Here is a 13,311-nt window from a genome sequence, read left to right on the forward strand (position 1 = left end):
CCCCCGATTTTCACCGCCCGGTCGGCAGGGCGCCCGCCGCGGGCGGGGACGTAGGTTGGGCGGGTGCGGATCGAGGCGCTCGTGGAGCCGGTGGCGGAGCTCGACGACGAGCAGCGGGTGCGCAGCGCCCGGCACCTGCTGCTGCCGGGCATCGGCCTGACCGGGCAGCGGCGGCTGCGGTCCGCGCGCGTGTGCGTGGTCGGCGCGGGCGGGCTCGGTGCGCCGGTGCTGCAGTACCTCGCCGCGGCGGGCGTCGGGACGCTGGGGATCGTGGACGACGACGTCGTCGACCTGACGAACCTGCAGCGCCAGGTCGTCCACGGCTCGCCGGACGTCGGCCGTCGCAAGGTCGACTCGGCGCGCGACGCGGTCGCGGCGATCGACCCGAGCGTCGTCGTCGTGGCGCACGACGTGCGCCTCACGCGCGAGACCGCCGCGGACGTGCTCGCGGGCTACGACGTGGTGGTCGACGGGACCGACAACTTCCCGACGCGCTACCTGGTCTCCGACACCGCCGCCGCGCTCGGCGTGCCCGTGGTGTGGGGGTCGGTGCTGCGGTTCGACGCGCAGGTCAGCGTGTTCTGGTCCGCGGCGCCCGGTGGCGGGGTGACGCTGCGCGACCTGTTCCCGCGCGAGCCCGCGCCCGACGAGGTGCCGTCGTGCGCCGAGGCCGGCGTGCTCGGTGCGCTGTGCGGGCAGGTCGGGTCGCTCATGGCGACCGAGGTCGTCAAGCTCGTGTGCGGCGTGGGGGAGCCGCTGCTGGGGCGCGTGCTGGTGCTCGACGCGCTGCGCGCGCGCTGGTCGCAGGTGCCGCTCGCCCCCCACCCGGAGCCTGCGGGCGTCGCCACCCGCCCGGAGACGGATGCTGTGCCGGAGCCCGGCGCGCCCGCGGGTCCCGTGCCGCCCGACGACGTCCCGACCGTCAGCGCCGACGCCCTCGCCGCGCGCCTCGCGGACCCGGCCGACCCGGTCGTCGTCGTGGACGTGCGCGAGCCGCACGAGCTCGAGGCCCTGCCGTTCCCGGGCGCCGCGCACGTGCCGCTGGCCCGCGTGCTCGACGGGTCGGCGCTGCGCGCGTGGGAGCACGGCGACGACGTCGTCGTCGTGTGCCACGCGGGCGCGCGCTCGCACGCCGCCGCGCAGGTGCTGCGCGCCGCGGGGGTCGACGCCGCGAACCTCGCGGGCGGGATCGTCGCCTGGCGGGCACGGACACCCGCCTGACCTGCGCGATGGCAGGATCGGGCGACGACGACAGGGAGGGCATCGTGCGAGGTCTCGACGAGCACCGCGCGGCCGCGCTCGCGCTCGCGGCGCCCCTGCCGCCCGTGCTGGTGCCGCTGCTCGAGGCGCTCGGCCAGGTGCTCGCGCAGGACGTGACCACCGACGGCCCGCTGCCGCGCTGGGACAACTCCGCGATGGACGGCTACGCGGTGCGCGCGGCGGACGTCGCCGCGGCCACCGCCGAGAGCCCGGTCGCGCTGCGCGTCGTCGGGGACGTCGCGGCGGGGTCCGACGACGAGCCCGCGGTCACGCCCGGCACCGCGGTGCGGATCATGACCGGTGCCCCCGTGCCCCCGGGCGCGGACGCCGTGGTGCCCGTCGAGCTCACCGCGCCGCGCGCCGGCGGGCAGGCCGCGGGCGACCACGCGTGGGCGACGACCGGCGGCGAGGTCGAGGTCCGCGCGGCCGTCACCCCGGGTCAGCACGTGCGCCGCGCGGGGGAGGACGCCGCCGCGGGCGACGTCGTGCTGCGGGCGGGCGACGTCGTCGGACCCGCGCACGTGGCTGCCGCCGCGTCGGTCGGCCGCGCGACGCTCGTCGTGCACCGCCGCCCGCGCATCGCCGTCGTGTCGACCGGCGACGAGCTCGTGCCGCCCGGGTCGCCGCTGCGGCGCGGCCAGATCCCGGACTCCAACTCGTGGCTGCTCGCCGCCGCGGTGCAGGACGCGGGCGCCGACGCGCTGCGCCTCGGCCCCGTGGGCGACGACCCGGCCGCGCTGCGCCGCCTCCTGCACGAGCTCGACGCGGGCGGGCACGGCACCGTCGACGGCGTCGTGACGTCCGGCGGGGTCAGCGCGGGCGCGTTCGACGTGGTCAAGGCCGCGCTGGCCGACGAGCCCGGCGTCCAGCTCGTGCCCGTCGCCGTGCAGCCCGGCAAGCCGCAGGGGCTCGGCCGGCTGCCGTCCGGCACGCCGGTGTGGACGCTGCCCGGCAACCCGGTGAGCGCGTTCGCGTCGTTCGAGATGTTCGTGCGGCCCGCCGTGCGGCGCATGCTCGGCGCCGAACCCGAGCGCCCGCGCGTCGCCGCCGTCGCCGACGAGGGCTGGCGCACGCCGCCCGGCCGCGCGCAGCTCATGCCCGTGCGCCGCGTCCCGACCAGGGACACCGGCACCGGTGCCGACGTCCACGTGCGTCGCGCCACCGCGCGCGGCTCCGGCTCGCACCTCGTCGCGCGGCTCGCCGTCGCCGACGGCCTGGCCGTCATCCCCGCCGACGTGGACGAGGTCCGCGCCGGCGACACCCTGGAGGTCCTCTGGACATGACCGACCCCACCCAGCCGCCCACCCAGCCGCTCACGCAGCCGCTCACGCACCTCGACGCGCGCGGGCAGGCCCGCATGGTCGACGTCACCGCGAAGCAGCCGACCATCCGCTCCGCGACCGCCACGGGGCTGGTCGCGTGCCCGCCCGCCGTGGTCGCCGCGCTGCGCGACGAGTCCTTGCCCAAGGGCGACGTGCTCGCGGTCGCGCGGATCGCGGGCATCGCCGCCGCCAAGCGCACCCCCGAGCTGCTGCCGCTCGCGCACGTCATCGGCGTGCACGGGGCGGTCGTGGACCTCGTCGTCGACGACGACGGCGTGCGCATCATCGCGACCGTGCGCACCGCCGACCGCACGGGGGTCGAGATGGAGGCGCTCACCGCCGTGTCGGTGGCGGCGCTCGCGGTGGTCGACATGGTCAAGGGGCTCGACAAGTCCGTGCACATCGCGGACGTGCGGCTCGAGGCGAAGACGGGCGGCAAGTCGGGTGACTGGCACCGCAACCCCTGACGCCGCGAGCCCTGACGCCGCGAGCCCTGACGCCGCGAGCCCTGACGCCGCGAGCCTTGACGTCGCGAGCCCTGACGCCGTCGGCGTCCGGCCCGACGCGGACGCCACGGGTCCCGACGAGCGTGCCGTGGTCTTCGACGCGGTCGTGCTGGCGGGTGGCGCTGCACGACGACTGGGTGGAGAGCGGCCCGGGGACGTGAAACCGGGGCTCGTCGTCGCGGGGCTGCCGCTGGTCGACCACGCGCTCGCGGCGGTCGCCGGTGCCCGCCGGCGGGTGCTCGTCGCACCGCCCGAGCTCGCGCGACCGGGCGTGGCGACGACCCTGGAGGACCCGCCGCTGGGCGGTCCGGTCGCGGGGCTGGCCGCGGGCCTCGCACTGCTGACGGAGCCGGGCGACGACTCCGGCCGGGACCCGCGCCGCGAGCGGGGCGACGAGCCGGGTGACGGGCGCGCCGCGGTCGTCGTCGTGCTCGCGTGCGACGTGCCGCGCGCGGGGGAGGTGGTGGACGCGCTGGTGGCGGCCGCGTGCCGGCCGGGCGTGGACGGCGCGCGGCTCGTGGACGACGAGGGCGCGCCGCAGCACCTGGTCGCGGCCTATCGCCGGGACGCGCTCGACTCGGCGGTCGCGGCGCTCGGCCCCGGCACGCACGGCGCGTCCGTGCGCCGCCTGGTCGCGGACCTCACGCTGGTCGACGTGCCCGACCCGGGCGGCGCCTCCGCGGACGCCGACACCTGGCCGTCGGTCCGCGCCCTGTCCGCCGCGCTCACGGCTCGGAGGGCGACGCCGTCGGACACAGGCTCGTCGGCCGCGCGCTCGTCGGACGCCCGCTCGTCGGACACCGCCGGGCGTGCCGCCGAGACGCCCGCGGGTGGGACGATCGAGGCCGAGCACGCCGACCACGCCGCCGACCACGGACGGAGCCCGTCATGACCGACCCTCGCCGCGCCCCCGGCGCCGACCTGCCGCTGTGGGTCGAGCACCTCACGTCCCGCCTCGGCGTGGACCCGGCGCTCGTCGACGTGGACCGCATCCTCGACCTGTCGAGCGGGGTGGCGCACTCGGTCGCGCGCCCGGCGGTGCCGGTGTCGATGTTCGTCGCGGGCCTCGCGGCTGCGGGTCGCTCGCCCGACGAGATCGCGGCGCTGCTCGCGGAGGTCGACGAGGCCGCCGCGGCGTGGGACGTGCCGTGATCACCGTCCGCTACTTCGCGGCCGCCGCGGAGGCCGCGGGGGTCGACGCGGAACAGGTGCCCGCCGGCTCGGGCGCCGCGGTGCGCGCCGACCTGCTGGCGCGTCATCCCGCGCTGGCGCCGGTGCTCGACCGGTGCGCGCTGCTCGCCGACGGCCGCCGCCTCGAGGCGTCCGACGAGGTCGCGGCGGGGGTGACGCTCGACGTCCTGCCCCCGTTCGCGGGCGGCTGACGAACCGGCCGCGCCCGCCGCGCGTGCGGCTGGCCGGCTGGGTCAGCCGCCGATCGCGCTCATCGGGCGGCGCGGCTGCAGGAACGTCGGGTCGTCGATGTCGTGGCCGGCCTTCTTGCCGGCCAGGCACGTGCGGTACGCGGCGGCGAGGCCCTCGTCGACGCTCTCCGCGGGCTCGTCGGACCGCAGGACCTCGCGCGTGTCGACCTCGGACTGCGAGAACAGGCACGCGCGCAGCTGCCCGTCCGCGGTGAGGCGCAGCCGGTCGCACGCGCCGCAGAACGGCGCGGACACCGACGCGATGACGCCGACGGTGGCCGGCCCGCCGTCGACGGTCCACAGCTCGGCGGGCGCGGCGCCGCGGCCCGGGACCTCCTCGAGCCGGAACGCTCCCCGCAGGCGCTCGAGGATCTCGGTCTGCGTGACCATCTCCTTGCGGTCCCACGTGTGCCCGCCGTCGAGCGGCATCTGCTCGATGAACCGCATCTGGTAGCCGCGCTCCACGGCGAACCGCGTGAGTGCGACGACCTCGTCGTCGTTGACGCCGCGCATCGCGACGGCGTTGATCTTCACGGGGTGCAGCCCGGCGGCGTCGGCGGCCGCGATGCCGGCGAGCGTCTCGACGAGCTTGTCGCGGCGCGTGAGCTCGAGGAACCGCGCGCGGTCGAGCGTGTCGAGGCTGACGTTGACGCGGCGCAGTCCCGCGTCGCGCAGGGGAGTGGCGAGCGCGGGCAGCCGCAGCGCGTTGGTGGTGAGGGAGACCTCGACGGGTGCGCCGTCGGGCGTGGTCATCGCGGCGAGGCGGCGCACGACGTCGACCACGTCGACCCGCAGCAGCGGCTCGCCGCCGGTCAGCCGGATCTCCCGGATCCCGAGCTCGACGCCGACGCGCGCGACGCGCACGATCTCGTCGGTCGACAGCATCGTCGAGCGGGCGAGCCACGGGACGCCCTCGGCGGGCATGCAGTACGTGCAGCGCAGCGAGCAGCGGTCGGTCAGGGAGATGCGCAGGTCGTGGTGCGCGCGGCCGAACCGGTCGACGAGCTGCCCGCTCGTCGTCGTCCCGCCGGTCTCGGCGGCCCCGCCGCTCACAGCCCGACCCAGTGGTGCGTGCCGTTCGCGAGCAGCTCGCGCTTCCAGACGGGCAGCTCGGCCTTGACGGTCTCGACGAGCCGGCGGCACGCGTCGAACGCCTCGGCCCGGTGCGCGGCGGCGACGGCGACGACGATCGCGGCCTCGCCCACGCGCAGGTGCCCGACCCGGTGGCTCACGGCCACGCCGAGCACGTCGTCGTCCGCGGCCACCTCGTCGGCGATCCGTCGCAGGACCGCCTCCGCGTCCGGGTGGGCGCTGTACTCGAGCCCGACGACCTCGCCCGTGACCGACGGGTCGTGGTCGCGGACCAGCCCGACGAACGTCGCGACGGCGCCGGCGCGGGGGCTCTCGACATGTTCCACGTGAAACAGCAGGTCAAGGGGGGTGTCGCAGATCCGCGTGATCATCAGTGATCACCGCCCTCGACCTGGCTGAGCAGGTGCGGCAGGAGCGGGAGCAGGACGCCGAGCCCCTCGCGCACGCCGCCGGGGGAGCCGGGCAGGTTGGCCACGACGACCCCGCCCGCGGTGACGCCGACGAGCCCGCGGCTGAGCACCGCGGTGGGCACGTCCGACGAGCGCCGCAGCAGCTCGGGGAGGCCGGGCAGCTCCTTGGCGAGCAGGGGGCGGGTGCCCTCGGGCGTCTCGTCGCGCGGTCCCACGCCCGTGCCGCCGGACGTGACGACGAGCCGCGCGCCGCCCGCCATCGCGTCCTCGAGCGCCCCGCGCACCGACGCCGCCCCGTCCGGCACGACCGCCGCGTCCGGCACGTCGAAGCCCGCGTCGCGCAGCGCCGCGACCGCCGCGGGGCCCGACCGGTCCTCGCGCGCGCCGGCCGCGCTCCGGTCCGAGACCACGACCACCGCGGCCCGCACGGGAGCCGCCGCACCGGCGCTCGTCGCGCTCGGCCCCTCGGGGTGCAGGCTCACCGCGCCAGGCTAACCACGCCTCGTCCGGATCTGCCCACCGTCTCGCCGTGGGAAACCCCGCACCGGGTGCTGCGGTGGGTGGGGGAGCCGGTAGCCTGGGGCGGTAGGTCAACTGAACATGCTGCTCGAACCGTGGCGGGAGAGTCCCGCGAAGCGGGCGCCGAAGGAGCAACCCTCCCCGGGAATCTCTCAGGCCCCCTGTACCGCCACGGCGAGGCAACTCTGGAAAGCGGCCACCCGCGCGGTGGCCCACCGACGGTGCAAGCCGGCGCGCCCCGGGCTGGGTTCAACGGCCAAGGCGGACCGGCAAAACTCTCAGGTCGTCGTACGCGGCGGATGACAGAGCGGGGAGCCCACCGCCCGTCCCGGCCGACGCCGGGCGACCCCCGGAGCAGCCCGTGTCGAAGTCCAGCCACCAGCCGCCGGTCCCCCTCGGATCGGCCCCCGCCGCGCGTGAGTTCGCCGACCGTCACGTCGGTCCGCGCGGCACCGAGGTCGACCGGATGCTCGCCGCCGTCGGGTACGAGCGGCTCGACGACCTCATCGACGCGGCCGTCCCGGCGTCGATCCGCACGGGCCGCCCGCTGGACCTGCCCGAGGCGCTGGGCGAGGCCGAGGTGCAGACGGCGCTGCGACGCATCGCGGACCGGAACCGCGTGCTGCGCCCGATGATCGGCCAGGGCTACTACGGCACGACGACGCCACCGGTGATCCGCCGCAACGTGCTGGAGTCCCCGGCCTGGTACACGGCGTACACGCCGTACCAGCCGGAGATCAGCCAGGGCCGGCTCGAGGCGCTGCTGAACTTCCAGACGATGGTCGAGGACCTCACGGGCCTGCCGGTGGCGAACGCGAGCCTGCTCGACGAGGCGACGGCGGTCGCCGAGGCCGTGGCGCTCATGTGGCGCGCGCAGCGCGGCAAGGCGGGCACGGTCGTGCTCGACGACCAGCTGTTCGGCCAGTCGCTCGCGGTGACCGTGGGCCGCGCGGAGGCGATCGGCCTGCCGGTGGTCGTGGCGGACCTGTCGCAGGGGCTGCCCGAGGTCGAGGGTGACCTCATCGGGCTCGTCGTGCAGCAGGTGGCCGCGTCCGGGCAGGTCCGGGACCTGCGGGACGTGATCGCGACGACGAAGGAGCGCGGCGGCCTGGTGACGGTCGCGGCGGACCTCCTGGCGCTCACGCTGCTGACGTCCCCGGGCACGCTCGGCGCGGACGTCGCGGTGGGCTCGGCGCAGCGCTTCGGTGTCCCGCTGTTCGGCGGCGGTCCGCACGCGGCGTTCATGGCGGTGCGCTCGGGCCTCGAGCGGATGCTGCCGGGCCGGCTCGTCGGGGTGTCGGTCGACGCCGACGGTGCGCCCGCGTACCGCCTCGCGCTGCAGACCCGGGAGCAGCACATCCGCCGCGAGAAGGCGACGAGCAACATCTGCACCGCGCAGGCGCTGCTCGCGATCGTCGCGTCGATGTACGCGGTCCACCACGGCCCCGACGGCCTGCGGGAGATCGCGACGCGCGTGCACCACCGTGCCGTCTCGCTCGCGGCGTTCCTGCGTGACCTGGGCGTCGAGGTCGAGCACGAGGTCGTGTTCGACACGGTGCGCGCGGTCGTCCCGGGCCGCGCGGCGGACGTCGTCGCGGCGGGGGTGCAGCAGGGGGTGAACCTGTGGGCGCCGGACGCGGACCACGTGCAGGCGAGCGTCGACGAGACGACCGACGACGGCGACGTGATGTCCGTGGTGCTGGCGTTCTTCGCGGCGGGCGTCACGGACGCGCCGTTCGGCACGGACGACGAGCAGTGGACGTCGCCGAGCGAGTCGTTCACCGTTCGCGGGGAGGCGTTCGCCTACAGCCCGATCGCCGCGTCGCCGACGCTGCCGGACTGGGCGCTGCGCACCGACGGCTACCTGACGCACCCGGTGTTCCAGCTGTACCGCTCGGAGACCGCGATGCTGCGCTACCTGCGCCGCCTGTCCGACCAGGACCTCGCGCTGGACCGCACGATGATCCCGCTGGGCTCGTGCACCATGAAGCTCAACGCGACCGCGGAGATGGAGCCCATCTCGTGGCCGCAGTTCGCGGACGTGCACCCGTACGCGCCGGCGGACCAGACGGCCGGCTACGCCGAGCTCGTCACGCAGCTGCAGGACTGGCTCGCGGAGATCACGGGGTACGCGGCGGTCTCGGTGCAGCCGAACGGCGGTTCGCAGGGCGAGTTCGCGGGGCTGCTCGCGATCAAGGAGTACCACGGCGCCCGCGGCGAGGCGCAGCGCGACATCTGCCTCATCCCGGCCTCGGCGCACGGCACGAACGCGGCGTCGGCGGCGCTCGCCGGCCTGCGCGTGGTCGTCGTCGCGACCGCCGAGGACGGCGAGATCCTGCTCGACGACCTGCGCGCGAAGCTCGAGCAGCACGGCCCGCAGGTCGCGGCGATCATGATCACCTACCCCTCGACGCACGGCGTGTACGAGGCGCACGTGCGCGAGGTGTGCGACCTGGTGCACGACGCGGGCGGTCAGGTCTACATCGACGGCGCGAACCTCAACGCGCTCGTCGGCCTGGCCCGACCGGGCGAGATGGGCGGCGACGTCTCCCACCTCAACCTGCACAAGACGTTCTGCATCCCGCACGGCGGCGGCGGCCCGGGCGTCGGCCCGGTCGCGGTGGCGGCGCACCTCGCGCCGTACCTGCCGGGCAACCCGACGACGAGCCCTCGCACGCCCGACGCCGCGGCGCACGCGTCGCACGTGCCGCCGGTCTCCGCGGCGCCGTGGGGCTCGGCGGGCATCCTGCCGATCTCGTGGGCGTACGTCGCGCTCATGGGCCCCGACGGCCTGCGCCGCGCGACCGAGGTCGCGGTGCTCGCCGCGAACTACCTGGCCACGCGCCTGCGCGAGCACTTCCCGATCCTCTACACGGGACCGAACGGGCTGGTCGCGCACGAGTGCATCCTCGACCTGCGCGAGATCACCAAGCGCACCGGCGTGACCGCGGAGGACGTGGCCAAGCGGCTCATGGACTACGGGTTCCACGCGCCGACGCTCGCGTTCCCCGTGCCCGGCACGCTCATGGTCGAGCCGACCGAGAGCGAGGACCTGGCCGAGCTCGACCGGTTCGTCGACGCGATGGTCGCGATCCGCGCGGAGATCGACGAGGTCGCGGCGGGCACGTGGCCGCTCGAGGACTCGCCGCTGCGCAACGCCCCGCACACGGCGCAGTCCGTCAGCGTGGACGAGTGGACGCACGCGTACCCGCGCGAGCGCGCCGCGTTCCCGCTCGCGAGCCTGCGCCGCGGCAAGTACTGGCCGCCCGTGCGCCGCATCGACGGCGCGCGGGGCGACCGCAACCTGGTCTGCTCGTGCCCGCCCGTCGAGGCGTTCGCCGAGTGACCCCCGTGAGCCCCGTGACTTCCGCGACCCCGGCGGGCCGCACGGCCCGGACGACACCCGCACGACGAGAGGACCGAGCATGAGCGACCGGCCGGCACGACTGTCCCCGCTGCACGACGAGCACGTCGCGCTGGGCGCGGCGCTCACCGACTTCGCGGGCTGGCAGATGCCCCTGCGGTACGGCTCGGACGTCGCGGAGCACACCGCGGTGCGCACCGCCGCCGGTCTGTTCGACCTGTCGCACATGGGCGAGCTGTGGGTCGAGGGCCCGGGTGCGGGCGACGCGCTCGACCGCGCGCTCGTCGGGAACCTCTCGGCGCTCGCGGTGGGCCGCGCGCGCTACACGATGATCTGCCAGGACGACGGCGGCGTGCTCGACGACCTCGTCGTGTACCGGCTCGCCGCCGACGGGGCGGACGAGCGTTACCTCGTCGTCGCGAACGCCTCGAACGTGGACGTGGTGCGCGACGCGCTCGCGGAGCGGTTCGCGGGCCGCGACGACGTGACGCTCACGGACCGCTCGGAGCTGACCGCGCTGGTCGCGGTGCAGGGACCGCGCGCCGAGGAGATCGTCGTCGGCCTCGTCGCCGACCCCGCCGAGGCGGACGCGGTGCGCGCCCTGAAGTACTACGCGTCCGTGCCCGCCCGGGTCGCGGGGCTCGACGCGCTCGTCGCGCGGACCGGCTACACGGGCGAGGACGGCTTCGAGCTGTTCGTCCCCGCGGGTGACGCGCCGACGCTGTGGCGCGCGCTGCTCGAGGCCGGCAGCCCGCTCGGCCTGGTCCCCGCGGGCCTGTCCGCGCGCGACTCGCTGCGCCTCGAGGCCGGCATGCCGCTGTACGGCAACGAGCTCGACACCACGACCGCGCCGCACGACGCGGGCCTCGGCCGGGTCGTGAAGCTCGACAAGGTCGACGCCTCGGGCCAGCCGCTGCCGTTCGTCGGGCGCGCGGCGCTCGAGTCGCGCGCGCACGCCGTCCCCGCCCGCACGCTCGTCGGGCTGCAGGGCCTGTCGCGCCGCGCGGCCCGGCACGGCTACCCCGTGGTCACGACCAGCGGCGCGGTCGTCGGGACCGTGACGTCGGGCGCACCGTCGCCCACGCTCGGCCACCCCGTCGCGATGGCGTACGTGACGCCCGAGGTGTCCGCCGAGGGCACCGACCTCGCGGTCGACGTGCGCGGCCGGCACGAGCCGGTGCGTGTCGTCCCTCTTCCCTTCTACCGTCGTCCCCGGTAGACCCTTCACCAGAGACACCAGAGCGGAGCACCTTCATGACCGACCTTCCCGCCGCCCTCAAGTACACCCTCGAGCACGAGTGGCTCTCCGACGACGCACCCGCGACCGTCGGCATCACGTCCGTCGCCGCCGAGGCGCTGGGTGACATCGTCTACCTCGAGCTCCCCGCGGTCGGCGAGACCGTCACCGCCGGCACCGTGATCGGCGAGATCGAGTCCACGAAGTCGGTGTCCGAGCTGTTCTCGCCCGTGACCGGCACGGTCGTCGAGGTCAACACCGCGGCCGTGGACGACCCGTCGGTCGTCAACTCCGACCCGTTCGGCGCGGGTTGGCTCCTCAAGGTCGACGTCGCCGAGGCGGGCCCGCTGCTCACCGCGGAGGAGTACGCCGCGCACGCGGCGGGTTGAGCGGACCGCCGGTCGGGAGGACCCTCCGGCGGGTGTCGACAAGGGCGCTGACTCCAGCGCCGACGTGGTCGCCATCCGGCGACATACGGGGCCGAACGGGTGAAAGCCGGACGGCTCCGGGGGACCGGGTGTATCAGGCAGCCGGTTCCGCGTTCATTGTGGGCACAGCAGGACGACCGTGGGGTGCGGAACACGGTGAGAAGAAGTCGGACGAAACGGCGTCATAGTGCCGTGTCTGCGCGCTCTCATCCTCCGAACGCCCCGCGGCACCCGGTCTTCGACCGGGGCCGTGCACCGATCGGAGGACAGAATGAGCATGCTCGAGACCACCGCCCCCCTCACGGGCGCGGAGACTCTCACCCGACGTGAGCGCGTGGTGCTCGCCGAGCTCGCCGAGGACGTCACCCTCGAGGAGATCGCGACCCGCCTCTTCGTCACCCGCAACACGGTCAAGTCGCAGGTCCGCAGCGTCTACCGGAAGATCGGCGTCTCCACGCGCGCCGAGGCAGTGGCGTGGGCGGAGGCGCACGGCATCCGCTGACCCACACCCGTCACGCGCCGCTCGACGACGAACGGCTGTCCCCGCCGCGAGGCGGGCACCCGACCGGCTCGCCCTGACGAGGGCGGGCCGTCGTCGTCTCCGGACGTTCCTCCGAGGGTCGGTCGGCGGCGCCGACGACGATCTCCTCGCCCACCGGCCTGGCAGACTCACCGCATGGCTCCCGTGCTCGTCGTCGCCGCTGCGATCGTCGACGACCTCGACAACCCGTACGCGCTGCTCGCGGCGCGCCGTGCGACCCCCGCGAGCCTGGCCGGCCGGTGGGAGTTCCCCGGCGGCAAGGTCGACCCGGGCGAGACGCCCGTGGACGCGCTGCACCGCGAGCTGCGCGAGGAGCTCGGCGTGCGCGTCACGCTCGGCGACGAGGTCGTCGGGCCCGACGACGGCGCGTGGCGGCTGTCCGAGACGTACGCGATGCGCCTCTGGTACGCCGAGGTGAGCGCCGGGACGCCCGAGCCGCTCGTCGAGCACGACGAGCTGCGGTGGCTGCCGCGCACGCACTGGCTCGGCGTGCCGTGGCTCGACGCCGACGTGCGGATCGTCGAGCACCTCGTCGGTGCACGTCTGCCCTGAGCGAACTCGAGTTAGCACTCTCCGTAGCAGAGTGCTAGAACTGGAGGCGTAGCCCACCGGGCCGCGCGCCCGGTACGTACCCGAGGCGCCGGACGGTCCGGCACCTCGTCGTCGAGGAGGTGAGGGGTATGGCTACGCGCATCGACCCGTTCCGTGAGATGGACCGGCTCCTGACGTCCGTCCTGACCGCCGACCGCACCGCCGCGCTCGCGCAGGCGATGCCGATGGACCTGTACCGCTCGGGCGACCACTACGTCCTGCACGTCGACCTGCCGGGCGCCGACCCGGGCACGATCGACGTCAACGTCGAGGACCGCACGCTGACCATCCGCGCGCAGCGCTCCCCGCGCACCGAGGACGACGTGCAGTGGCTCGCCAAGGAGCGCCCGTCCGGCACGTACGCACGCCAGCTCACGCTCGGCCGCGGGCTCGCGCTCGACGCGATCAGCGCGACCTACACCGACGGCGTCCTCACGCTGACGATCCCCGTCGCCGAGGAGGCCAAGCCGCGGCGCGTCGAGGTGCAGCACGGCACGGCCGGCTCGACGCCGGAGATCACGGCCGCCTCGGCCTGACCCGACGCACCACCCACCGACGACCGGCCCGCGCCCGACCGCGCGGGCCGGCCGACGCGGCTCGGCCGGTCGCACGCGGCCGCC

General features: G+C 75.8%; 15 protein-coding genes and 1 riboswitch. Of the genes, 12 read left to right on the forward strand and 3 right to left on the reverse strand.

Features of this window, described 5'->3' with window-relative positions:
• Window positions 1–63 precede the first annotated feature (63 nt).
• Genes F1D97_RS04200 through F1D97_RS04225 form a run of 6 tightly spaced genes read left to right on the forward strand, consistent with a single transcriptional unit; the run spans window position 64 to window position 4,470 of the window.
• On the forward strand, window positions 64–1,221 hold the full coding sequence (locus tag F1D97_RS04200; protein ID WP_236122466.1) for a ThiF family adenylyltransferase: 1,158 nt from the start codon (window positions 64–66) through the stop codon (window positions 1,219–1,221).
• A 44-nt stretch (window positions 1,222–1,265) separates the two neighbouring features.
• A complete protein-coding gene (locus tag F1D97_RS04205) occupies window positions 1,266–2,543 on the forward strand; it encodes a molybdopterin molybdotransferase MoeA (protein WP_236122467.1) in 1,278 nt (425 codons plus the stop codon).
• Window positions 2,540–3,049, forward strand: coding sequence for a cyclic pyranopterin monophosphate synthase MoaC (moaC, locus tag F1D97_RS04210; RefSeq protein WP_236122468.1), 510 nt, complete (start codon window positions 2,540–2,542; stop codon window positions 3,047–3,049). Before F1D97_RS04205 ends, moaC begins: the two co-directional genes overlap by 4 nt.
• Window positions 3,027–3,980: a molybdenum cofactor guanylyltransferase gene (gene mobA, locus F1D97_RS04215; RefSeq protein WP_236122469.1), complete on the forward strand. Its 954-nt coding sequence runs from the start codon at window positions 3,027–3,029 to the stop codon at window positions 3,978–3,980. Before moaC ends, mobA begins: the two co-directional genes overlap by 23 nt.
• On the forward strand, window positions 3,977–4,240 hold the full coding sequence (locus tag F1D97_RS04220) for a DUF6457 domain-containing protein (RefSeq protein WP_236122470.1): 264 nt from the start codon (window positions 3,977–3,979) through the stop codon (window positions 4,238–4,240). The genes mobA and F1D97_RS04220 overlap by 4 nt, the downstream gene beginning before the upstream one ends.
• A complete protein-coding gene (locus tag F1D97_RS04225; RefSeq protein WP_236123476.1) occupies window positions 4,237–4,470 on the forward strand; it encodes a MoaD/ThiS family protein in 234 nt (77 codons plus the stop codon). Before F1D97_RS04220 ends, F1D97_RS04225 begins: the two co-directional genes overlap by 4 nt.
• A gap of 42 nt (window positions 4,471–4,512) precedes the next feature.
• On the opposite strand, the gene moaA is transcribed toward F1D97_RS04225, so the two are convergent.
• Genes moaA through F1D97_RS04240 form a run of 3 tightly spaced genes read right to left on the reverse strand, consistent with a single transcriptional unit; the run spans window position 4,513 to window position 6,493 of the window.
• Window positions 4,513–5,562 carry a GTP 3',8-cyclase MoaA gene (moaA, locus tag F1D97_RS04230; protein WP_236122471.1) on the reverse strand — a complete coding sequence of 350 codons (1,050 nt, stop codon included), beginning with the start codon at window positions 5,560–5,562 and terminating at the stop codon, window positions 4,513–4,515.
• A complete protein-coding gene (locus F1D97_RS04235) occupies window positions 5,559–5,972 on the reverse strand; it encodes a molybdenum cofactor biosynthesis protein MoaE (RefSeq protein ID WP_236122472.1) in 414 nt (137 codons plus the stop codon). The genes moaA and F1D97_RS04235 overlap by 4 nt, the downstream gene beginning before the upstream one ends.
• Window positions 5,972–6,493 (reverse strand): molybdopterin-binding protein, encoded by a 522-nt coding sequence (locus tag F1D97_RS04240; RefSeq protein ID WP_396022555.1) that lies wholly within the window; start codon window positions 6,491–6,493, stop codon window positions 5,972–5,974. The genes F1D97_RS04235 and F1D97_RS04240 overlap by 1 nt, the downstream gene beginning before the upstream one ends.
• Window positions 6,494–6,619: 126 nt before the next feature.
• Window positions 6,620–6,709: riboswitch (glycine riboswitch) on the forward strand.
• A 182-nt stretch (window positions 6,710–6,891) separates the two neighbouring features.
• Between F1D97_RS04240 and gcvP the strand changes: the two genes are divergently transcribed.
• The 6 genes from gcvP (at window position 6,892) to F1D97_RS04270 (ending at window position 13,227) form a co-directional block, all read left to right on the forward strand.
• A complete protein-coding gene (gcvP, locus tag F1D97_RS04245) occupies window positions 6,892–9,876 on the forward strand; it encodes an aminomethyl-transferring glycine dehydrogenase (protein ID WP_236122473.1) in 2,985 nt (994 codons plus the stop codon).
• A 79-nt stretch (window positions 9,877–9,955) separates the two neighbouring features.
• On the forward strand, window positions 9,956–11,113 hold the full coding sequence (gene gcvT, locus F1D97_RS04250) for a glycine cleavage system aminomethyltransferase GcvT (RefSeq protein WP_236122474.1): 1,158 nt from the start codon (window positions 9,956–9,958) through the stop codon (window positions 11,111–11,113).
• Between the two features lie 35 nt (window positions 11,114–11,148).
• Window positions 11,149–11,520, forward strand: a complete 372-nt coding sequence (gene gcvH / locus F1D97_RS04255) for a glycine cleavage system protein GcvH (protein ID WP_236122475.1) — start codon at window positions 11,149–11,151, stop codon at window positions 11,518–11,520.
• Window positions 11,521–11,830: 310 nt separating this feature from the next.
• Window positions 11,831–12,061 (forward strand): helix-turn-helix domain-containing protein, encoded by a 231-nt coding sequence (locus F1D97_RS04260; protein ID WP_236122476.1) that lies wholly within the window; start codon window positions 11,831–11,833, stop codon window positions 12,059–12,061.
• Between the two features lie 174 nt (window positions 12,062–12,235).
• Window positions 12,236–12,652 carry a (deoxy)nucleoside triphosphate pyrophosphohydrolase gene (locus F1D97_RS04265; protein ID WP_236122477.1) on the forward strand — a complete coding sequence of 139 codons (417 nt, stop codon included), beginning with the start codon at window positions 12,236–12,238 and terminating at the stop codon, window positions 12,650–12,652.
• Window positions 12,653–12,780: 128 nt separating this feature from the next.
• On the forward strand, window positions 12,781–13,227 hold the full coding sequence (locus tag F1D97_RS04270; protein WP_236122478.1) for an Hsp20/alpha crystallin family protein: 447 nt from the start codon (window positions 12,781–12,783) through the stop codon (window positions 13,225–13,227).
• Window positions 13,228–13,311 lie beyond the last annotated feature (84 nt).

Origin of the sequence: Cellulomonas palmilytica (assembly GCF_021590045.1) — a bacterium.
Classification (GTDB): domain Bacteria; phylum Actinomycetota; class Actinomycetes; order Actinomycetales; family Cellulomonadaceae; genus Cellulomonas; species Cellulomonas palmilytica.